We start from the raw sequence: 19875 nt of genomic DNA, 5'->3' as shown, positions 1-19875 counted from the left end.
CCGCCTCTCAGCACGGTGGAACACAGGAAAGAACCACTGCGGAACCCTTCCGATGCTGGGCGATCACAGCAGGCAGCGCCCGACCAGCTACGCCGAACGGGTGGCCCCATGCCGGGCACCACTGTGGAAGGCCCGGAACCGGGACCGGGCCATCCACAGCCCGTTCGGCGTGTACGCTCCGGCACTGTCCCCATCGCGTCCAGGAGCCCTTCATGCCGCACCTCGACATCGATGCCCTCGTCTTCGACGTGCTCGGCACGCTCGTCGACGAGCCTGCCGGTATCCGCGCCGGAATCCGCCGCCTCGACCCGACGCTCGGGGCGTCCGAGGTCGAGGCGCTCGCCTCGCTGTGGCAGCAGCACGTCGACGGCGAGCAGCTCCGCATCCGCGCGGGCGCCCGCCCGTACGTCCCCGGCGACGTCCTGGACCGGGAGGCGGCCCGGGGCGTGGTCGACGCCGTCGGCGCAGATCCCGCTCTTGTGACGGTGCTGGCCCTGTCGGGCCGCCGGCTTCCGCCGTGGCCCGACACCGTGGCGGGACTCGGCCGACTGGCGGAACGCCTCCCGGTGATCGGGCTGTCGAACGCGAGCCGGCCGGCGCTGCTGGAGCTGAGCGCCCGGGCCGGCCTTCGCTGGCATCTGCTGCTGTCCGCCGAGGAGGCCGGGACGTACAAGCCGGACCCCGCCGTCTACCGGTTGGCCGTCGACGCGTCGGGGCGACCGCCGGAGCGGCTGCTCATGGTCGCCGCCCACGCCTGGGACCTGCGCGGGGCGCAGGAGCAGGGTCTGCGTTGCGCGTACGTCGCCCGGCCCGTGGGCGATCCGCCCACCTCCGGGGACGAGTTCGACGTGTACGCCGACGGTCTGGCCGATCTGGCCGACCAGCTCGACGGTGCGGGGGGTCTCCTCGGCTGACCGTGCGAGTGGGGTTCCCGCGTCGTCTTCCTCACGCCGCGGCCAGGCAGGCGTGGCCGAGCGGCGGGCGCGGGGAGCCCGCGGGCCGCAGGACGCGGGTGGCGGTCCGGACGCGGGAGGCGGTGGCCGCGCACCGGAAGGCATGGATCCTGCGCAGCACGGCTTCGCGCTGTGCGGCGGATCCGGGAGTGCCGTCCAGGACGAGGTCCATGCGGTGGCATTCCTCGGCCGAGCCGTCCAGGGCGAGGTGAGTGACGTGGAAGGCACACAGCAGTAGGCCGGTGGCGGGCAGACGCAGCAGCCGGCAGCTGATGTGGCTCTCGGGACAGTGGACTTCGACGGTGTCTCCCACACAGGACATGCGCAGGGCGGGGGCGACCCGCGGGTCGCACATCATGAGTGCGAAGCGTGGCGCGAGGCCGCGGACGAGGGCCGGGCGCGGCCGGGGCCGCGCCGGGACGGACCGGCTCATGCGAGGTACTCCTCACGGGTGGGTGCGCTGTGTGCGCCCTGCCGGCCGGCACCGGGTGCGGGGCGGGCCGGCCGAGCGGAGGGCGGCGGGGCGGAGGGCGGCGGGGCGGAGCGTCCCAGCCGGGCGGCCATGGCCCGGCCCAGGTCGTCGGGTCCGGTGCGGGTGCTGTTCCATCGGGCTGCGTGGCCCAGGCCCTTGCTCGTGGCGTCCCGGTGGACAAGGTCGAGGGTGCGTTTGATGCCCTCCATGACGTGTGGGGGATGCCGGCTGACGTCGTCGGTGAGTTGCCGGGCCGCGCGGCGCAGGGCCGTGGCGTCGGGGTACACGTCGTTGACCAGACCGATGCGGAGGGCTCGTGCCGCGTCGATGGTGCGGCCGGTGAGTGCCAGTTCCCGCACGTGCCCCTGGTTGATGAGCAGAGGGAGCCGTTGCAGGCCGCCGAGGTCGGCGACGACGCCCAACTCGGCCTCGGGCAGGGCGAAACAGGCGTTCCGGGTGGCGTAGCGGATGTCGCAGGCGCTGACCAGTTCGAGGGCGGCTCCGGTGCACGCGCCGTCGATGAGGGCTACCACCGGCTTGGGACAGTCGGCGACGGCGGTCACCGCCTGCTGGAGGAGGCGTACGTCCGCGTCCATGAAGGAGTCGTCCCGTGCGCGCCGGGCCCGGCGGAGCCGTACGACGTACCAGCGCAGGTCCATGCCCACGGAGAACGTCTCACCCTCGCCCGTGAGGGCGACGGCGCGGATGTCGTCGCGCAGGCGGGCATCGTCCATGAAGTCCCGCAGGTCGTCCCAGAAGGAGCCGCCGAGGGCGTTCCCCGTGCCACTGCCGACCACGGTGACGAGGGCCAGTCCGTCGTCCACGGCGACGTGGAACGGTGGCTCGCTCATCGCGCGCTCGCGGCGATCGCGGCGGGGGGACCGGCCGGGGCCGGTACAGCGGGGGTCATGCGGTACAGCACCTCCGGCGGGTGGGCGTGCCCCTCGTCGCGGGGAAAGTCCTCGGCGGTGAAGAGGACTTCGGTGCGGACGTCGAGTCCGCGCTCGTGAGCGAACCTGCGCAGCATCAGGGCGACGGCCCGATTGCCGGGGTTGATGGTGGTCTCGACACAGGTCACGCCGTGGCCGGCGGCGCGGTCGGCGAGCTCGTGCATCATCCGCACGGCGAGCCCGGGGGCGGGATGACCGGGGTCCACGGCCGACTGCCAGGCCATCAGGGTGCCGGGGCGGGACGGGCGTACGTAGGCGGTGATGAAACCGGCGACCCGGCCGTCGTCGGTCACCGCGACGACGGAGGTGTCGGCGAAGTCGCGGAACCAGAGGTTGTAGTAGTAGAGGCTGTTGGTGTCGAGGACGTCGGAGTCGCGTACCAGGCGCCATACCGCCGGTGCGTCCGCCGGACGTGGGGCGCGCAGGGTCACGTGCCCAGTGTCGGAGTCGCTCATGAGGGCCTTTCGAGAATTCGATGGTACTGCTGCGGGAATCAGGTCGTGCGCGGCGTGATGGGCGACGGCATTCTTTCCCTGCCGTTCCGGAGGGGCGCGCTTTCGCCTTTCCGGCACTCCTGCCGATGCTTCGAGGAAGGGGCGGATCGCGTCGAGGGGACGACCGTGTGAACGCGCGCCGAAAGGAGCCCGGAGCAAGAACTCTCAAAACACTTGCACAACTCGGCTCGCCGACGCAAGGCCGGAAAGACGGACGGCAAATTCCTGGCCGGTCCGGGCCGCGGGAACGACATCTCCGGTGTGCCCCGTCCAGTGCTCCGCAGGAGGTCGCGGAGGTGTGCGGTGGAACCTGATCATCATGGACAAGATCCTTCCGGCACTTCTTTTCGGACACTCCCCCGTTCGGCCCGCATGGATACCCGTAGCCTGGCTAGTCGTACGTCTCTCACACAATTTCGCTGCCCAGCTCCTGCCGACGCAGGAACGACGACGGAACGAGAGCTGTATGAAGTGCGCGTCCTGGTACGGAACCCTCTTCGCGCAGGCCGCTTTCTCCGTACGCCTTTGTTGGCGCGGCACCATCACCTCGTAGGGTCCTGACAGGAAATCCTGCCCCGAGCCGCTCGTAACACCGGGCAGATACCGATGTTCCGGTTTCCCGACGATATTCGGACAACGGCCCCCCTTTCCGCTGCCGTACGCGGAGGAGACATCCCTGATGATGACCAATGACGACGTCCTGCGCGCCCTGACGCCACTGTTCCGGGCCCGCACCGAACACCTGCCCGCCGCTGAGGCCGCGGTGACGGCCGACACCCGGCTGGAGCAGGACCTCCGGATGGACTCGATGGCGATCGTGCACGTACTCGAAGACATCGAGGAGTCCTTCGGCCTCACCATCCCCGACGAGCGGCTCGCCGGCGTCTACACGGTCGGTGACCTGGTGGACATCGTGCGGACCACGCCCGCCTCCCGGGAGCGTGTCGCGTGAGCGCGCCGGCACAGCGCCCCTGCGCCGCGGCGTCGGACGCCGCCTCCGACCCGCTCACCGAAGCCATTCGGGGCATCGACACCACCGCGCTGGACTGCGTCCAGGTCAACGCCGCGGTCCTCGCCGACGCGCTCCACGGACCGGGCGCCCACCTCGAACTCGGCGGCCGGCTGCGCTTCGCCCCGCCTCCCGGCGCACCCGGGCACCTCCCCACCGTCGAACAGCCGCCGGCCGAGCAGATCGCACGGATGGCCGGCCTCCTGGGGCTCGCCCTGGAGGCCGGGCCGCCCGTGACGGACGGCCGGGCACTGCTGGACCTGCTGCCGAAGGACGGCAGTCCGCTGTACGTGGTCGGGGACGCGTACCGCATGCCGTGGCTGCCGTACCACGGCCACCAGCACATGGACCACAGCGTGCTGCTGCGGGCCGTGGACGGGGGCGCACGCGTGGAGGCGGTGGACGCCTACGACAACGAGACGCCCTACGGCAGGGCGGAGCCGGTGGTGTGCGCCCACGACCGCGCGGAGGCGGCCGCGCTGTTCGACGGCTCGCCCACCCTGCCGGTGACGGTACGCAGCGGGGCCCTCGCCCGGCCGCCGGTGTCCGAAACCCTCGCCCGCAACGCCGAGGACGCGGCCCTGCTGCTGGCCGGTGACGGTCCGGAACGCTACGCCGCCGCCTTCCGTGACCACCCGGACCAGCAGGAGGCGTGCGCGGCGCTGCTGCTGGAGACCTGGCTGTTGAGCCGGTCACGACGGCTGCACGCCGCCTGGGCGGACCGGCACGCGCCCGGCTCGTCCCGCGCACGCACCGCCGCCGACCGGGCCACTGCCTGGGACACCCTGGCCGGCCAGTGCTACCTGGCCGCACGCCGGGTGCAGCGCGGCCGCCCCGTACCCCCGCAGATCCACACCACTCTCACCGAACTGCTGCGAGCGGACGCCGAGTTCGCCGTGGCCGCAGCCGCCGACCGACCAGGAGAGGTCATGCGACACGAACCCGCACAGGTGCGCCGGACGGTGGTGGACACCGTCGCCGATGTCCTGGGCGCCGCCCCCGAGGCGGTCGCCGCCACCGACGACCTGAGCCGGCTGGAGGGATTCGCGTCCTTCCAGATGGTGGAGACGGTGGAACGGCTGGAGGACGCCTACGGCGTGGAATTCGCCCCCGGCGACCTGGATCCGGCCGTTCTGCGGCGCGTCGACGGTCTGGTCGGCCTCGTGCTGCGCACCACCGTGGGAGCGGCGGTGGCGCACGCGTGAGCACCCGCCCGCACGCCACTGTGCTGCACGAACTCCTCGACGCCCCGGCCACCGGGCCCACCGCCCCCGCGGTCACCTGCGGCGAACTCACCCTCAGCCGCGCCGAACTGGTCCGGGCGAGCCACCGCTGCGCGACGGAGCTACGGGCCCGCGGGCTGCGCCGCGGCGACCGAATGGTGGTGACCAGCGACAGCGGCCCCGTCCTGGTGCCCTTGCTGTTCGGGGCTTCCCGGCTCGGCGTCGTCTTCTCCGTCCTGCACGACCAGGTGCGCGGCGACGTACTGCGCCATGTGCTGGCCGACTGCGAGCCGGCCCTCGCCGTCGCCGCGTCGCCCGCCACCCGGGAGGCCGTGCGCGAGGCGGGCGTCGCCGCGGCGGCCCCCGAGGACCTGGACGTCCTGTCACACACCGCACCGGCGGACCGCACCGGGGACGGGGCGGAGGCCGCCCGCACGGACGGCTCCACCGCGGCCGGCGGCCCGCTTCCGGTCGATCCGGTGTGCCTGATCTACACCTCCGGGACCACCGCGATGCCCAAGGCCGTGGTGTCCACCCACCAGCAGATGATGTTCGCCGTCCACGCCATCGCCGAGCGGCTGGCGTACCGCGCCGACGACGTCGTCTACTGTCCGCTGCCGCTGTCCTTCGACTACGGCCTGTACCAGGTCTTCCTCTCCGCGCTCGCGGGCAGCCACGTGTGGCTCGGCTCGGCCACCGAGTCCGGCCCGGCGCTCCTGGGCAACCTCGTAGGCAGCCGGGCGACCGTGCTGCCGGCCGTGCCGCCGGTCTCAGCCGCGCTGCTGAGGCTGCTGCGCCGCCGGCGCGACGGAGAGCGGCCACCGCTGCGGCTGCTCACCAACACCGGCGCCGCGCTGCCCGCCGACATCCCGCACGGACTGCGCGAGGAACTGCCGGGACTGCGAGTGCAGTTGATGTTCGGACTCACCGAGTGCAAGCGGCTCACCATCGCCGAACCGGACGAGGACCTGGTCCGCCCCGGCAGCTGCGGGCTGCCGCTGACCGGCACCGAGGTCTTCGTGGTCGACGAGGCGGGCGAACGGCTCCCGGCCGGGGAGGTCGGCGAGATCACCGTGCGCGGACCGAACGTGATGGCCGGCTACTGGCGCCGTCCCGAACTCACCGCCACCCGCTTCCCCCGGCGCGACGGCCTCTTCCCCGAACTGCGCACCGGCGACTACGGCTGGACCGACGAGGAGGGGCGGCTGTACTTCGCCGGCCGGCGCGACGACATCTACAAGCAGGACGGCTTCCGGGTGAGCGCCATCGAAGTGGAGGCCGCCGCCCGCCGGTTGCCGGACGTGGACACCGCGGCCGTCCTGACGCCCGACGGCACGCGCCCCGAAGCGGTCCTGGTGGTCACCGGCACGGCCGACCCCGCCACGGTCCTCCCCCGGCTGCGTGAGCACCTGGAGGACTACAAAGTGCCCCGGGTGTGCCACTCGGTCGACACGCTGCCCGTCAACGCCAACGGAAAGACCGCGAAGGCCGTCCTGGCCGGGCAGCTCGCGGAGGCCGGCCGTGACTGACACCGCGGTGCACGGCGGACCCGCGACCCGACGCGTCCGCGCTCCACGACCGTCCCGAGCGTCCCTTCCGCCCGGTACGCCGACCCCGGCGTACGTCTACGACCTGTCCGAGGTGCGTTCCGCGCACGCCCGGCTGATGTCGTGGCTGCCCGGGCCGAGCGGGCTGTACTACTCCCTCAAGGCCAACCCGCACCCGGCCGTGGTGTCCACGCTGCACGGCCTCGGCTGCCGGGCCGAGGTGAGCTCGCCCGGCGAACTGGACGCCGCCTTGGAAGCCGGGGTGCCGGCCCACGACATCCTCTACACCGGCCCCGGCAAACGCGACGAGGACCTGGACAGGGCGCTCGGGGCGGGGGTCCGCGACTTCGCCGTGGATTCCACGTACGGCATCGGCCAGCTCGACCGCGCCGCCGGCCGGCACGGCACGAGCGTCACCTACCTGCTGCGCGTCAACCCCGGTGGCGGCAGCCGTGCGGCCGGGCTGCGGATGACCGGCGACCCCTCGGCGTTCGGCGCCGACGCCGACGACATCACCGCCCGCCCCGAGTGGTACACCGGCGGCGCGCACGCCCGGATCGGCGGCCTCCACCTCTACCTGGCGACCAACATCGCCGACGAGGAGGCGCTCGGCGACTCCTTCAGCGAGGCGATCACCGTGGCCCGCACCCTGCGGGAGGCCCTCGCGGTGCCCCTGCACACCATCGACCTCGGCGGCGGCTTCGGCGCCCCCTATGCGCGCGCCGGTGAACTGCCCGCCTACCCGGGGCTCGCCGACCGCCTGGCCGGCGAACTGGACGAGGCACTGCCCGGCTGGCGGCAGCACACGCCCACGGTGGCCTTCGAGTCCGGCCGCTACCTGACGGCCACCTGCGGCCGTCTGGTCACCCGCGTGCTGGACGTGAAGAACTCCCACGGGCAGCGCGTCGTGGTCCTGGACGCCGGCATCAACCACCTCGGCGGCATGGCCGGGCTGCGCCGGGTGCCGCCGCTGCACCCCGAGCTGGTCCGACCGGACGGCGCCGCAGCCCAGCACGCCGGGACCGGGGACACGGGTGCGGACGGCACCGCCGAACCACCCGGCCCCGCCATGATCTGCGGGCCCCTGTGCACCCCGCTCGACACCTGGGCCCGCTCGCACCCGCTGCCCGCCGTCGCCCCCGGTGACCTGCTCGCCGTACCGAACACCGGCGCCTACGGCCTGCACGCCAGCCTCGCGCTCTTCCTCGGCCATCCGGCCCCGCTGGAGATCGTCACCGACGGCGACCGGGTGCTGCGCAGCGACCGGCTGGTCTTCGTCCGCCGCGGCGGCTGATCCCGCCCAGCGCCCCGGGACCGCCCGGGGCGGCCCGTACACCGCACACAGCCCACTCACCCGACAGGAGAACCACCATGGACCAGGCTTTCGTCGACACCCTCCGCCCCCACCTGCGCTACCTCACCCCCGAGCAGGAGCTGCGGCCCGAGGACCGGCTGCGCGACCTGGGGCTCAACTCCATGCAGGCGATCGACCTCGTCTTCGACCTGGAGGACAACTGCGGGGTCACCCTCCCCGACGACCAGCTCACGGACGCCAACTTCGAGACCGCCGGCAGCCTGTGGGCGGCCGTGGAAGGCGCCCGCTCCGGCTCCCTGACGGACGCCCCGTGAAGGCCCTCGATCCCGCGCTGTCCACACGTCTGGCGCCAGCGGGGCCGCCGCACTGGAGGAGACCGCGCGGCTGGTACTGGCGGACCTGGAGGGCGACGGCTCGCAGGGCGTGCTGGAGGACGTCTGGGCGGCGGCGCAGCACCACGTGTTCCGCGACGCGCACCTGCTGGCGGCTGCGGGCGCGGCGCTGTCCCCGGCGGAGCGCCGGGCCGTCGACGCCACCACCGCGAAGTGGCGCGAGCTGCCCCGCATGCTCCGGTTCGCCGCCAACTCGGCACGCCGGGGCCGCCCCCGCCCGTCCCTGGTCACCGGCGCGTTCACCGCGCTGGCGGAACTGGAGGCGGCGGCCTCGCCCCTGCACGCCGCCCACGGCTACGGCATCCCCACGGCGAGGGTCGCCGACGCGCCGTCACATGTGCGCCAGGGAGGCTGATCGCGGTGCCGACGTCCACGCTCACCCTGTGGGACCGCTTCGCCCGCACGGCCGGCCGCCACCCGGGCCGCCCGGCGCTCACCGCCGGTTCCACGACGCTGACCTACGCGGAGCTGCGCACGCGGGCCGAAGCACTGGCCGCCCGGCTGGGTGGCGGCGCGCCGCCGCCCCGCAGGATCGCCCTGCTGGCGGGCCGGACACCCGTGACGTACGCCGCCTATCTGGCGGTGCAGCGGCTGGGGGCCGCGGTGGTGCCGCTCAACCCGGCCGCCCCGCCGGGCCGCAACGAGGCCGTCGTACGGCAGGCCGGGGCGACACTGGTCCTGGCGGACGCGGCGGGCGACACCGCCCCGGCGGGGCGGGCCGCGCCGCTCGTACCGGTCGCCCTGACGGACCCGGCGGACGGGCCGGACCTGCGCGGTGCGGCCGGCCCGGGCCCGCAGGACACCGCCTACATCCTGTTCACCTCCGGTTCAACCGGCCGGCCCAAGGGCGTGGTGATCCGGCACGCCCAGACCGCCGCCTACCTCGACCACGCGGTCGAGCGGACCGGGGCCGGACCGGACAGCCGCTTCTCGCAGACCTTCGATCTGACCTTCGACCCGTCCGTGTTCGACATGTTCGTGGCCTGGAGCACCGGCGCGGCCCTCGTCGTACCCACCCGGGACGAACTGATGGATCCGGCCGGGTTCGTGCGGCGGCACGCGCTGACCCACTGGTTCTCCGTGCCGTCGGTCGTCTCGCTCGCGGCCCGGCTGCGGCGCCTGTCGCCGGACGCCATGCCGACGCTGTGCTACGCCGCCTTCGCCGGGGAGCCGCTCACCGTGCAGCAAGCCCGGTCCTTCGCCGCGGCCGCCCCCGGGGCGCGCCTGGAGAACCTCTACGGCCCCACGGAACTGACCGTCACCTGCACCGGTTACCGCCTCCCCGCCGACCCGGCCCACTGGCCGCGCACCACCAACGGCACCCTGCCCATCGGCACCGCCCACCCCGGCGCCGAGACCCTGGTGGTCGACGAGCGGATGCGCCCCGCCGACGAGGGAGAGCTCCTGGTGCGCGGCCCTCAGCGGTTCCCCGGCTACCTGGACCCGGCGGACGACCCGGGACGGTTCGCCTCCGGTGAGCCGGACACGGGCCTCACCCCCTACGAGGGCGGGCCGCTGACCGAGGCCCACTGGTACCGGACCGGGGACCGGGTGGCACGGGGTGAGGACGGTCTCGTCCACCTGGGACGCCTCGACAACCAGATCAAGATCAGCGGATACCGGGTCGAACTGGGCGAGATCGAGCACGCGTTACGTTCGCGCCCCGGCGTCGTCGACGCCGTCGTCGTGGCCCGCACCGAGCGGTCCACTCCCGTCCTGGAGGCGGTCTACACCGGCGACGCGCCCGATCCGGCGCCGCTGCTCGCGGCCCTGCACGGGCGGCTGCCCGCCTACATGGTGCCCCGCACCCTGCTGCGCCTGCCGGAGCTGCCGCTCAACCTCAACGGAAAGACCGACCGCAACGCCGTCCTCGCCGCCCTGGACACGGCCCGCCCGGCCGCGCCCCGCGCATCCCGCCCCGTCCCCGCGGACCGGACCGCAACCGCCGCCCGCCGCGCCCCCCAACCGGAAGGAACCCGGTGACCGCGCCCACCACCCGCATCGCGCTGCCCGGCCATGAGGAGTTCTGCTCCGCCATGGCACAGCTCGCCACCGGCGTCGCCGTCGTCACCACCGGCAGCCCCGACGGCCCGGTCGGCTGCACTGCGACCGCGGTGCTCTCCCTGTCCACCGAGCCACCCTCGGTACTCGTCTCGCTCGCCAGCAACGGCCGCACCGTGGGGCACGCCCGTGCCCACGGCGGCTTCGCGGTGAACATCCTCAGCTGGCAGCAGCGGGAGCTGGTGCACCGCTTCGCCCGGCTGCCGACCTCGGAGCGTTTCGAGGGTGTCCCCCACCGGGACGTGGCGGGCTGTCCGGCCCTGGAGGGAACGGCCGCCACCGTGGTGTGCCGGCTCGACCAGGCGCCCACCGCGCTCGACCACACCCTGCTGATCGGCCGGGCCCTGTGGACCGCGCAGGACCCCGCCGCCCGCGCCCTGGTGCTCTACCAGCGTCACCAGCACGCCGTGGCCCGCTGATCCGACCCGTACCCACACCTGACAGGGATGAGCATGAGCGTCTTCTCCACCATGGAATCAGAGGTCCGCAGTTACAGCCGGGCCTGGCCCACCGTGTTCACCACCGGACGCGGCGCCGTGCTGCACGACGAGTCCGGACGGTCCTTCATCGACTTCTTCGCCGGCGCCGGCGCGCTCAACTACGGCCACAATCCGCCACGCCTGAAGACCGCGCTGCTGGACTACCTGTCCGGTGACGGTGTCACGCACGGACTCGACATGCACACCGCGGCCAAGCGCGTCTTCCTGGAGCGGTTGCGGGACCTGGTGCTCGCGCCGCGCGGTCTCGACCACCGCGTCCAGTTCCCCGGGCCCGGCGGCACCAACGCCGTCGAGGCCGCGCTCAAGCTCGCCCGGAAGGTCACCGGGCGGCACACCGTCGCCTACTTCCGGCGCGGTTTCCACGGCATGACGCTCGGGGCACTGGCGGTCACCGCCAACCCGGTGAAGCGCGCCGGGGCTGGGGTGCCGCTGCCGCACACCGTCCCGGTGCCCTTCGACGACCCCGCGGACGACGACGAGCGGTCGGTGGCGCGGCTGGCCCGGTCGCTGGACGACGCCGCCGAGCACGGACCGCTCGCGGCCGTGGTGGTGGAGACCGTCCAGGGCGAAGGCGGGGTCAACCCCGCTCGCCCGGCGTGGCTCCGCGCCCTGGTCTCATGGGCGCGGGAGCACGGCACGCTGGTCGTGGTGGATGACATCCAGATGGGCTGCGGGCGCACCGGACCGTTCTTCTCCTTCGAATCGGCCGGAATCGTCCCTGACATCGTCTGCCTGTCCAAGTCCATCAGCGGGTACGGGACGCCCATGGCCCTGACGCTGATGCGCCCCGAGTACGACGTATGGAAGCCGGGCGAGCACAACGGCACCTTCCGCGGCTACAACCCCGCGTTCGTCACCGGCGCCCGCGCGCTGGAGGTGTTCTGGTCCGACGGCGCACTGGAGGCCCGGACCACCGCACTGGGTGAACGCGTGGGTCGTGCCCTCGCCGGGACCGCCCGCCGGTACGGGCTGCCCGCCCCGCGCGGGCGCGGTCTGGTGTGGGGCCTGTCCTTCGACCGTCCGGGCGCGGCCCGCGAGGTGTGCGACGCCGCGTACCGGCGCGGTCTGCTGCTGGAGACGGCCGGGCCCCATGACGAGGTGGCCAAGGTCCTGCCGCCGCTGACTGTGGCGGACGAGCAACTGGCCGACGGGCTTGGGATACTCGACGAGGCCGTCGCCTCCGTGGCCGGCCGGCGGACGCTCGCGGCCTGAGCGGGCCGGGCACCAGCCCCTTGACGAACGATCCCTGGACCAAGAGCAGGCCACAGGGCCAGCGAAAGGGAGAGCGGATGTCGGTCGACCTCGTCGGCTTCCTCGGTGTGGTACTGGTGGCCTACGTGGTCCCCGGCCCGGACTTCCTCGTGGTGATCAGATCGGCCACCGAGCATCCCGCCAAGGGGCGGGCCGCGGCGCTGGGCGCCCAGAGTGGGCTGTGCGTGCACATGCTCGCCGCCGCCCTGGGGCTGTCGCTGATCGCCGCCCGCTCCCCGGTGGTCTACGACGCCATCAAGCTGCTGGGCGCGGCCTACCTCGTCTACTTGGGGATCCGTGCGGTGCTGGCCGCCCGGCGGGCCGCCCGCGAGCGGCGCGCCGGACGCGAGGTGAGCGACGATCCGGAGGATGTCGCCACGCCGCCGAGTGAGGCGGAGGGCGGACCGGGCCACGGCCGGTGGCGGTCCGGTTTCACCCAGGGCTTCCTCACCAACGTGCTCAACCCGAAGGCGGCGCTGTTCTTCCTCAGCATCCTGCCGCAGTTCGTCCACGGCGGCGGCTCCACGGCACAGCAGATCTTCTTCCTCGGCATCCTCGACGTTCTGATCGGCGTCGCCTACTGGTTCGCCCTGGTCGCCGTCGCCGCACGGCTGCGCGAGCTGCTCGCCCGCCCGAAGATCCGCCACCGCTGGGAACTGACGACCGGCTGGCTGTTCATCGCCATCGGCATCGGCGTCGCCGCGGCCGCCTGAACCGGACGCGGCGGACGTCCCGCCGCGGCCGGCTCACCTCACGCCTCACCGGGGGTGCCCAGGCCCGTCAGCGCGCCGACCGGATCCGGATCGGGCGTGCCGCGCGGCCACCAGTCGTCGTGGTCCGGCTCCGACTCGTAGGCGTACCACAAGCCGTCGCGGCCGAGCCGGAGCTGGACGTGTCCCCGGGGGTGGGTGAGACGGTTGCGCCAGGGGCGGAAGGCCGGAAGGTCGGCAGCCAGCAGGAGTGGGCGGGCCCGGTCGAAGCGGCCCGCCGGCGGGTCCCAGGGCTCCTCGAGGACGGTGAGCCCCTCCAGCCCGCCCTGCCGCCAGGCGGCGACCGCGGGCGCCAGTTCGGCCGGGGTGCGGCCCGCGGCGGCGGCCAGCGCGGCGTAGAGCGCCCGGGTGCCGGCGGTCAGCCCGGAACCGGGGCGGGCCGCGGCCTGGCGCACCGCGTCCTGCCAGAGGGTGAGTTCGCCGACCGGGTCACGGCCGGTGGTCAGCAGGATGTGGGCACGGGCCGCGGCGTCGGTCGCCAGCTGGTCCAGCGCGAAGGGGTCGGGGCCGCCCGGCGCCGCCGGGTACACCGGGGGCTGCTGGGGGTGCGGGGGTGCGGGCAACGGCGGCGGGAGCGGCGGCAGGCCGCGTGGGGCGAGGGCGTCGGTGGCGCGGACGCCGGGCGGGGGCGCCGGCTGCCGTTCCTGGGCGGCGCGGGCCGCGCGGGCGGCGCTGCGGCGGGACAGCGCGTCCAGCAGGTCGCGCTCGCCGCGGCCGCGCAGCAGGAGCAGCACGAAGGGGTCGGCGTCGAGCAGACGGGCCGTCTGGTAGCACAGGGCCGCCGCGTGCTTGCAGGGGTGACCGGAGTCGGGGCAGCTGCACCGGGGCGCCAGGTCGCCGGGGCCGGGCAGCAGGGGGACCCCGCAGTCGGCGAGGGAGTGGGGCAGCTCCTTGTCGAGCAGGGCGGCGATGTGTCCCGGCCGGTCGGCGGCCGCGTCCAGGAACCGCTCCCAGTCGGCCTCCTCCAGCGTGCGCAGCCGCACCTGGACGCGGTACGGCCGGGGGCGGCTGCCGCGCACGTATGCCAGCACGAGCCCGGGCGTCACGGTGATCGCGTCCACGTGCCCCTGCTCGGCGTAGCCCCGCCCGCGCGCCAGCCGCTTCACGTCCAGCGCACCCTGCTCCAGCGCGCCGACCCAGGCATTGCCCCACCACGTCTCGGCGAACCGGGCCTCTTGCGACGGGCGGGCCGGGCAGGCGGGGAAGGTACGGCGCAGGTCGTGGTCGCGGTGGGGGGTGGCCATGGTGTGGGGGACGGTCGGGAGGGGCGCGGTCGGGGGCGGTGCCGTCTTCGAGGGGGGCGGGGTGGGCGGTGCCGGGGTGTCCGGGGGCGCGGCCGCGGTGGGCGAACGGTCCGGCGGGCCGGGTACGGTCGTCGGCAGCGGCGGGTCACCGGCGTCGGCCGTCTCGCTCGGCTCGTCCGACATGGAGGGCATCCGGAAGGCGGTCGCGAGGAACTCCCGCATGTCCTGGGCCACCTTGCGCCGCTCGACGCGCTGCGGTGCGTCACCGCGGGCCGGGGCCGGCCGGCCCGCGGACTCGGTGCCGTTCGAGGGCTCCGCCTCGCGAGTCGCGCGGCGAGCGGCTCGCAGCGCCTCCCGGGCGATGTCTCCCGGGCGTCCGCCCGGCTCGACCGCACCACGATTCTTCGCCGCCGCCTCCGGAGCCGGGCGGTCCCCGGCGTCCGGTGCCGGCTCCCGCGGAGGAGTCGCCGGCGCGGCAGGCACGGCCGGTCCGGCGCCGCACTCGGCAGCCGCACCCGCGCCCCGCCGGGCGGCGACGGCCGACCGGAGCGCCGCGCGGGCGGCATCGCCGGGCCTCGGCGCGTCGCGCCCGGGCGCCGAGCCGGCCCGCTCGGCCGCGTCCTCCGGCGACTGCTTCTCTTCCGGGGGCGCGCCCCGAGGCGACGGCTCCTCGTCCCGGGCAGCCCCGACCTGGGCACCGGGCCCGGGCGTCCGTTCCTCGTGGCCGGCCGGGCCCTCGGTCGGCCCGGGGCCGGCCCCGGGCCCGGCCTCGGATACGGGCCCGCCCCCGCCCTCGGCTGCCACGGCCCCGTCCTCGCTCCCCAGCGGACCGCTCCCCCGTTCCTGGGCGTCCAGCGCCAACCGCAGGGCCCGTCGCGCCACGTCCCCCGGGCGCCTGTCCCCGCCCGTCACGACGGCCTCCTCAGCGACACCAGGTCGGACAGCTCACGGTCGGTCAGTTCGGTCAGGGCCGACTCGCCGGAGCCGAGGATCGCGTCGGCCAGGGCGCGCTTGGCGGCGAGCATCTCGGCGATGCGGTCCTCGACCGTGCCCTCGGTGACCAGGCGGTGGACCTGGACGGGCTGGGTCTGGCCGATGCGGTAGGCGCGGTCGGTGGCCTGTTCCTCGACGGCCGGGTTCCACCAGCGGTCGAAGTGGACGACGTGGCCCGCGCGGGTGAGGTTCAGGCCGGTCCCGGCGGCCTTGAGGGAGAGGACGAGGACCGGCGTCCGACCGCTCTGGAAGCGGTCCACCATGCGCTCGCGCTCGGGGACGGGCGTGCCGCCGTGCAGGAGGTCGACCGGGACCGCGCGGGCGGCGAGGTGGGCGGTGATGAGGCGGGCCATGCCGACGTACTGCGTGAAGACCAGCGCCGAGCCGTCCTCGGCGAGCAGGGTGTCCAACAGCTCGTCCAGGAGCGCGAGTTTGCCGGAGCGGGCGGCGAGCCGGTCGTCGCGTGCCTCCTCCTTCAGGTACAGCGCGGGGTGGTCGCAGATCTGCTTGAGGGCGCCCAGCAGCTTCAGCACCAGGCCCCGGCGCGCGATGCCCTCCGCGGTCTCGATCGCCAGCATCGACTCGCGCACCACCGCCTCGTACAGCGCGGCCTGTTCGCGGGTGAGGGGGACGGGGTGGTCCGTCTCGGTCTTGGGCGGCAGTTCGGGCACGATGCCGGGGTCGGACTTCTTGCGGCGCAGCAGGAAGGGGCGGACCAGGCGGGCGAGTCGCTGGACCGCTTCCTCGTCCTCGCCGTTCTCCACCGCGCGCGCGTGCCGGGCGCGGAAGGCCTTCAGGGGGCCCAGGAGTCCGGGGGTGGTCCAGTCGAGCAGGGCCCACAGCTCGGAGAGGTTGTTCTCCACCGGGGTGCCGGTCAGTGCCACGCGCGCGGGGGCCGGGATGGTGCGCAGCGCCTTGGCGGTCGCCGAGTACGGGTTCTTGACGTGCTGGGCCTCGTCGGCGACGACCATGCCCCACGGCTGGTCGGCCAGGCGGGTCGCCGTCGAGCGCATGGTGCCGTACGTGGTGAGGACGAAGCCCGAGTCGAGGCCGTCCAGGGTGCGGCCCTGGCCGTGGAAGCGGCGGACGGGGACGCCGGGCGCGAACCGGGCGATCTCGCGCTGCCAGTTGCCCAGCAGGGAAGCGGGGCAGACCACGAGGGTCGGTTCGGTGCGGGCCCGTTTCAGGTGGAGGGCGATCACCGTGATGGTCTTGCCCAGGCCCATGTCGTCGGCGAGGCAGCCGCCGAGGCCGAGGGAGGTCATCAGGTCGAGCCAGGCCAGGCCGCGCAGCTGGTAGTCGCGGAGCGTGGCGTCGAGGCCGGTGGGCGGCTCGCTGGGCCGGATCCCGGCCGTGAGGCGGTCGCGCAGGGCGGCCAGCGCGCCGACGGGCACCGCCGGCACGGTCTCGCCGTCGACCTCGGCGCTGCCGGTGAGCGCGACGGACAGCGCGTCGACGGGGTCGAGCAGGCCCAGTTCGCGCTTGCGGGCCTTGCGGACGAGGGCCGGGTCGACGAGCACCCAGCGGTCGCGCAGCCGGACGACCGGGCGGTGGGCCTCCGCGAGGGCGTCCATCTCGCCCTCGGTGAGCGGGTCGCCGCCGAGCGCCAGCTGCCAGCGGAACTGGAGGAGTTCCTCGCTCTCGAAGAAGCCGGTGCCGTCGGTCGCCGAGCCCGGCGCGGGCCGGACCACGGCGGCGGCGCTCAGGTCCTGCGCCAGGTCCTTCGGCCAGTGCACGGCGACCCCGGCCGCGGCGAGTCTGCCGGCCGCCACGCCGAGCAGTTCGCCGAGCTCGTCCTCGGACAGGGCGAGGACGTCGGGCACCTCCCGCTCGGCGAGCCGGTCCAGCGGCGGCCACACCCGGGCGGCGCGGCGCACCGCGAGAGCCGCGTCCACGCGTGCGCGTGGCCCGAACGCGGCGTCGGCCTCCCCTGCCCACAGGGCCGCCGCGTCGGCCATCAGGGTGGGGTCGGCGAGGCTGTGCACCTGGACGACAGCCGCGCCCGCGCCGCGCGCCCCCGTGCTGTCGGCGTCCCCGTCGAAGAGGTCGTACGCGGACAGGTCCAGGCGCAGCGAGATCCGCACGCCCGCGTCCATGCCGGCGGCGACCTCGGCGGCCCAGTCGTGGGCGTCGGGCAGCGACTGGGGTTCGCGGGCGGCGAAGGGCCTGCCGGAGGTGTGGGGCGCGGCCGGGGTGCGGGGCAGGGTGTCCGCGACCGCGTCCAGGAAGGAGCGCATCAGCGCCTCCGGCTCGGGCAGCCGCAGCGGGCCCGGTCCGGGCAGCGGCACGGCGTGGCCCTCGGCGGGCAGGGCCGCGGCCACCGCGCGCAGGTGGGCGATGTCGTCGGGCTCCAGGGGGCCGGCGCGCCAGGCGTCGTGCCCGGCGGGGGTGAGCCCGGGCAGCAGACGGCCGCGGGCGGCGAGCCGGAGCGCGTGCAGGGCGGCGGCGCCCCAGCAGGCCGTGGCCGGGTGGGCGGCGGGGTCGTGGCGGGCCCGGACCAGCAGCGGGAGGGCCTTGTCGAGCGGCAGGGACAGGGCCGGCACCTGCCTGCGGCGCACTGCCGAGCCGTGCCGCCGTACGACCGTCAGCTCGTCCCGGCGCACGCCCGCCGGTTCCTGGGCCGCTTCGGGCGTGGCCGGTCCGTCGTCGGGGTCCCAGAAGACGATCCGGCCCTCGCGCGGCAGAGGTGCGGGCAGGTAGACGGCCGCGAGCCGCATCGGGACGGCCTCCCCGTCCCCGGGGGATCCTCCCGCGCGTCCGGCCGTCGCAGCCGTGCCGCTCATACGTTCTGCCACCTCCCGCCCGTGCGTCGGATCAGACGTCTTTCGACTCTACGGGCGGGGTCTGACAACCGGCCCCGGCGACCGCCGGGCCCCGCCCGCCTCGTCAGGGGACGGTGCGGGAGACGACGTACACCATCGGGAAGTTCGGGTCGGCCAGGTTCACGATCACGTCCTCGGTGGGCGCCGGGTTCTTCTGCTTGTGGGTGAGGCCCCACCAGGGCCCGGGGCCGGTGAAGGTCCAGCCGGTGATCTTCTGGTCGCGGGCGCTGATGCTGATGTCGCCCTTCTTCAGGTCGTCCCGGCTGGCCTCCATGCTCTCGAGGAAGCTGTCCAGACCGGCGCTGTTGGTCCGGAACTGCACGTAGAGGCGGCTGGTCTTCCAGTTGTTCGTCTCGTAGTACGCGATCTGGTCGGCCGGGTGCGGGACGGGCACCCGGTAGAGGCGGCGCTGCACCTTCGACGGCCAGCCCGCGGTGAGGCCGGTCGCCGAGTACTTCTGCTCCTTGTCCTTGCCGCTGTTGCGGCTCTGGTTGGCGGAGATCACCAGGTAGCCGGCCGGGACGCCGATGAGCAGCACGATGATCAGCAGGGTGAGCGCCCTGCGTTTCGCCTTGTGGCGCGGGTCCTCGGCCGGACGGTGCGACTGCTCGTCCGGGGGCGCGGCCTGGCGGGGCAGCGAGGCGGTCATGCCGTGTCCTGCGTGCGGCGGGCCTCGGCGTAGCGCTCGTAGCGCTCGTAGCGTTCCACCCGGCGCCGCTTGGCGCGCCGGAAGCGGCGGGCGACCAGGCGGGCCAGGTCGGCGGCGCCGACCATGCCGGCCTCCGGGCCGAGCTGGGCGCGGGTGATGCGGGCCTCGGGGCGGTAGCCGCGGCCGGTGAGATGGCGCTTGAAGGCGTCGCGGGCCGGGCCGATCAGCAGGTCGTCGGCGGCGCTGACGCCGCCGCCGATGACGAAGCAGGACGGGTCCAGGGCGGCGGCCAGGTTGGCGATGCCGACGCCGAGCCACTGGCCGATGTCCTGGAGCAGCTCGACGCACATGGCGTCGCCGTCGCGGGCCAGTTCGGTGATCATCGGACCGGTGATGTCGCCGATGTTGCCCTTGACGTGCTCGATGATCCCGTAGGCGACCGGGGAGTCGGCGGCGGCCAGTTCGCGTGCCTCGCGGACCAGCGCGTTGCCGGAGCTGTACTGCTCCCAGCAGCCGCGGTTGCCGCACGGGCAGCGGTGGCCGCCGGGCACCACCTGCATGTGCCCGAACTCACCGGCGACGCCGTACTTGCCGCGCTTGACCTGGCCGTCCTCCAGGATCGCGCCGCCGATGCCGGTGCCCAGCGTGATCATGACGAGGTGGTCCTCGCCACGGCCGGCGCCGAAGCGCCACTCGGCCCAGGCGGCGGTGTTCGCGTCGTTGTCCACGAGGACCGGGACGGACAGCCGTCCCGACAGCCGGTCGCGCAGGGGCTCGTTCCGCCAGGACAGGTGGGGGGCGAACAGGACGCGGTTGCGGTCGGCGTCGACCCAGCCGGCGGCGCCGATGCCGACCGCGTGCACGTCGTGCCGGTCGGACAGGTCCAGGACCAGTTCCACGATGGTGTCCTCGACGACCTTCGGGCTCTTGGACTTGTCCGGGGTCTCCGTGCGGACCTTCTCCAGGATGTTGCCGTCGGCGTCCACGACGCCCGCCATGACCTTGGTGCCGCCGATGTCGATGCCGACCGTGGGCACGCGGGGCGCGGTCAGAAGTGACCGGCGCTCTCGTGTGCCCACGGTGCGCAGCACGGTGGCCCGGCGGGAGCCGATGGGGGCGGTGAGGTCGCGGTAGGTGCTCATCGGCCCCGATTCTGCCTCACCCCGCGGGACGGTGCCGTATGGGGGAGATAAGGACGGTGCGCGGCCGTCGCCGGGCGCCGGTCACCGC

General features: G+C 74.5%; 18 protein-coding genes. 11 read left to right on the top strand and 7 right to left on the bottom strand.

Annotated features, from left to right (window positions below; genetic code table 11):
• The first annotated feature begins 212 nt into the window (after positions 1 to 212).
• Complete coding sequence (locus ACWGJM_RS09175; RefSeq protein WP_453411018.1) at positions 213 to 914, top strand: haloacid dehalogenase type II; 702 nt, start codon at positions 213 to 215, stop codon at positions 912 to 914.
• A gap of 31 nt (positions 915 to 945) precedes the next feature.
• On the opposite strand, the gene ACWGJM_RS09170 is transcribed toward ACWGJM_RS09175, so the two are convergent.
• Genes ACWGJM_RS09170 through ectA form a run of 3 tightly spaced genes read right to left on the bottom strand, consistent with a single transcriptional unit; the run spans position 946 to position 2806 of the window.
• Complete coding sequence (locus ACWGJM_RS09170; protein ID WP_453411017.1) at positions 946 to 1386, bottom strand: hypothetical protein; 441 nt, start codon at positions 1384 to 1386, stop codon at positions 946 to 948.
• On the bottom strand, positions 1383 to 2276 hold the full coding sequence (locus ACWGJM_RS09165) for an enoyl-CoA hydratase-related protein (RefSeq protein WP_453411016.1): 894 nt from the start codon (positions 2274 to 2276) through the stop codon (positions 1383 to 1385). The genes ACWGJM_RS09170 and ACWGJM_RS09165 overlap by 4 nt, the downstream gene beginning before the upstream one ends.
• Complete coding sequence (gene ectA, locus ACWGJM_RS09160) at positions 2273 to 2806, bottom strand: diaminobutyrate acetyltransferase (RefSeq protein WP_453411015.1); 534 nt, start codon at positions 2804 to 2806, stop codon at positions 2273 to 2275. The genes ACWGJM_RS09165 and ectA overlap by 4 nt, the downstream gene beginning before the upstream one ends.
• Positions 2807 to 3548: 742 nt before the next feature.
• Between ectA and ACWGJM_RS09155 the strand changes: the two genes are divergently transcribed.
• From ACWGJM_RS09155 to ACWGJM_RS09110, 10 genes are all read left to right on the top strand, one after another.
• The gene (locus tag ACWGJM_RS09155; RefSeq protein WP_453411014.1) at positions 3549 to 3821 is read left to right on the top strand and encodes a phosphopantetheine-binding protein; all 273 of its coding nucleotides are present in this window, start codon (positions 3549 to 3551) and stop codon (positions 3819 to 3821) included.
• Entirely contained in the window at positions 3818 to 5083 is a 1266-nt protein-coding gene (locus tag ACWGJM_RS09150) for an acyl carrier protein (RefSeq protein WP_453411013.1), read from the top strand. Before ACWGJM_RS09155 ends, ACWGJM_RS09150 begins: the two co-directional genes overlap by 4 nt.
• Positions 5080 to 6630 (top strand): class I adenylate-forming enzyme family protein, encoded by a 1551-nt coding sequence (locus tag ACWGJM_RS09145; RefSeq protein WP_453411012.1) that lies wholly within the window; start codon positions 5080 to 5082, stop codon positions 6628 to 6630. The genes ACWGJM_RS09150 and ACWGJM_RS09145 overlap by 4 nt, the downstream gene beginning before the upstream one ends.
• Positions 6623 to 7942: a type III PLP-dependent enzyme gene (locus ACWGJM_RS09140; protein ID WP_453411011.1), complete on the top strand. Its 1320-nt coding sequence runs from the start codon at positions 6623 to 6625 to the stop codon at positions 7940 to 7942. The genes ACWGJM_RS09145 and ACWGJM_RS09140 overlap by 8 nt, the downstream gene beginning before the upstream one ends.
• A 77-nt stretch (positions 7943 to 8019) precedes the next feature.
• Entirely contained in the window at positions 8020 to 8277 is a 258-nt protein-coding gene (locus ACWGJM_RS09135) for an acyl carrier protein (protein ID WP_453411010.1), read from the top strand.
• A gap of 109 nt (positions 8278 to 8386) precedes the next feature.
• Positions 8387 to 8710, top strand: a complete 324-nt coding sequence (locus ACWGJM_RS09130) for a hypothetical protein (RefSeq protein WP_453411009.1) — start codon at positions 8387 to 8389, stop codon at positions 8708 to 8710.
• Between the two features lie 5 nt (positions 8711 to 8715).
• A complete protein-coding gene (locus tag ACWGJM_RS09125; RefSeq protein ID WP_453411008.1) occupies positions 8716 to 10338 on the top strand; it encodes an amino acid adenylation domain-containing protein in 1623 nt (540 codons plus the stop codon).
• Positions 10335 to 10835, top strand: coding sequence for a flavin reductase family protein (locus tag ACWGJM_RS09120; RefSeq protein ID WP_453411007.1), 501 nt, complete (start codon positions 10335 to 10337; stop codon positions 10833 to 10835). Before ACWGJM_RS09125 ends, ACWGJM_RS09120 begins: the two co-directional genes overlap by 4 nt.
• Positions 10836 to 10868: 33 nt before the next feature.
• Complete coding sequence (locus ACWGJM_RS09115) at positions 10869 to 12128, top strand: diaminobutyrate--2-oxoglutarate transaminase (RefSeq protein ID WP_453411006.1); 1260 nt, start codon at positions 10869 to 10871, stop codon at positions 12126 to 12128.
• Between the two features lie 77 nt (positions 12129 to 12205).
• On the top strand, positions 12206 to 12880 hold the full coding sequence (locus tag ACWGJM_RS09110; RefSeq protein ID WP_453411005.1) for a LysE family translocator: 675 nt from the start codon (positions 12206 to 12208) through the stop codon (positions 12878 to 12880).
• 38 nt (positions 12881 to 12918) lie between these two features.
• Here the strand turns inward: ACWGJM_RS09110 and ACWGJM_RS09105 are convergent, their stop codons facing one another.
• From ACWGJM_RS09105 to ACWGJM_RS09090, 4 genes are all read right to left on the bottom strand, one after another.
• On the bottom strand, positions 12919 to 15093 hold the full coding sequence (locus tag ACWGJM_RS09105) for an SWIM zinc finger family protein (protein ID WP_453411004.1): 2175 nt from the start codon (positions 15091 to 15093) through the stop codon (positions 12919 to 12921).
• On the bottom strand, positions 15090 to 17957 hold the full coding sequence (locus ACWGJM_RS09100; protein ID WP_453411003.1) for an SNF2-related protein: 2868 nt from the start codon (positions 17955 to 17957) through the stop codon (positions 15090 to 15092). The genes ACWGJM_RS09105 and ACWGJM_RS09100 overlap by 4 nt, the downstream gene beginning before the upstream one ends.
• A gap of 103 nt (positions 17958 to 18060) precedes the next feature.
• Positions 18061 to 18645 (bottom strand): sugar kinase, encoded by a 585-nt coding sequence (locus ACWGJM_RS09095; RefSeq protein ID WP_453411002.1) that lies wholly within the window; start codon positions 18643 to 18645, stop codon positions 18061 to 18063.
• A complete protein-coding gene (locus tag ACWGJM_RS09090) occupies positions 18642 to 19787 on the bottom strand; it encodes an ROK family glucokinase (protein ID WP_453411001.1) in 1146 nt (381 codons plus the stop codon). Before ACWGJM_RS09090 ends, ACWGJM_RS09095 begins: the two co-directional genes overlap by 4 nt.
• Positions 19788 to 19875 lie beyond the last annotated feature (88 nt).

The organism is Streptomyces sp. NPDC054834, assembly GCF_053611185.1.
This window is presented reverse-complemented; position numbering and strand designations above follow the sequence as displayed.

What these genes read in the sequence shown, in the direction of transcription:
- ACWGJM_RS09175 (WP_453411018.1), top strand. Translation starts at nt 213, where the DNA reads ATGCCGCACCTCGACATCGATGCCCTCGTCTTCGACGTGCTCGGCACG.
- ACWGJM_RS09170 (WP_453411017.1), bottom strand. Translation starts at nt 1,386, where the DNA reads ATGAGCCGGTCCGTCCCGGCGCGGCCCCGGCCGCGCCCGGCCCTCGTC.
- ACWGJM_RS09165 (WP_453411016.1), bottom strand. Translation starts at nt 2,276, where the DNA reads ATGAGCGAGCCACCGTTCCACGTCGCCGTGGACGACGGACTGGCCCTC.
- ACWGJM_RS09155 (WP_453411014.1), top strand. Translation starts at nt 3,549, where the DNA reads ATGATGACCAATGACGACGTCCTGCGCGCCCTGACGCCACTGTTCCGG.
- ACWGJM_RS09135 (WP_453411010.1), top strand. Translation starts at nt 8,020, where the DNA reads ATGGACCAGGCTTTCGTCGACACCCTCCGCCCCCACCTGCGCTACCTC.
- ACWGJM_RS09115 (WP_453411006.1), top strand. Translation starts at nt 10,869, where the DNA reads ATGAGCGTCTTCTCCACCATGGAATCAGAGGTCCGCAGTTACAGCCGG.
- ACWGJM_RS09110 (WP_453411005.1), top strand. Translation starts at nt 12,206, where the DNA reads ATGTCGGTCGACCTCGTCGGCTTCCTCGGTGTGGTACTGGTGGCCTAC.
- ACWGJM_RS09100 (WP_453411003.1), bottom strand. Translation starts at nt 17,957, where the DNA reads ATGAGCGGCACGGCTGCGACGGCCGGACGCGCGGGAGGATCCCCCGGG.
- ACWGJM_RS09095 (WP_453411002.1), bottom strand. Translation starts at nt 18,645, where the DNA reads ATGACCGCCTCGCTGCCCCGCCAGGCCGCGCCCCCGGACGAGCAGTCG.
- ACWGJM_RS09090 (WP_453411001.1), bottom strand. Translation starts at nt 19,787, where the DNA reads ATGAGCACCTACCGCGACCTCACCGCCCCCATCGGCTCCCGCCGGGCC.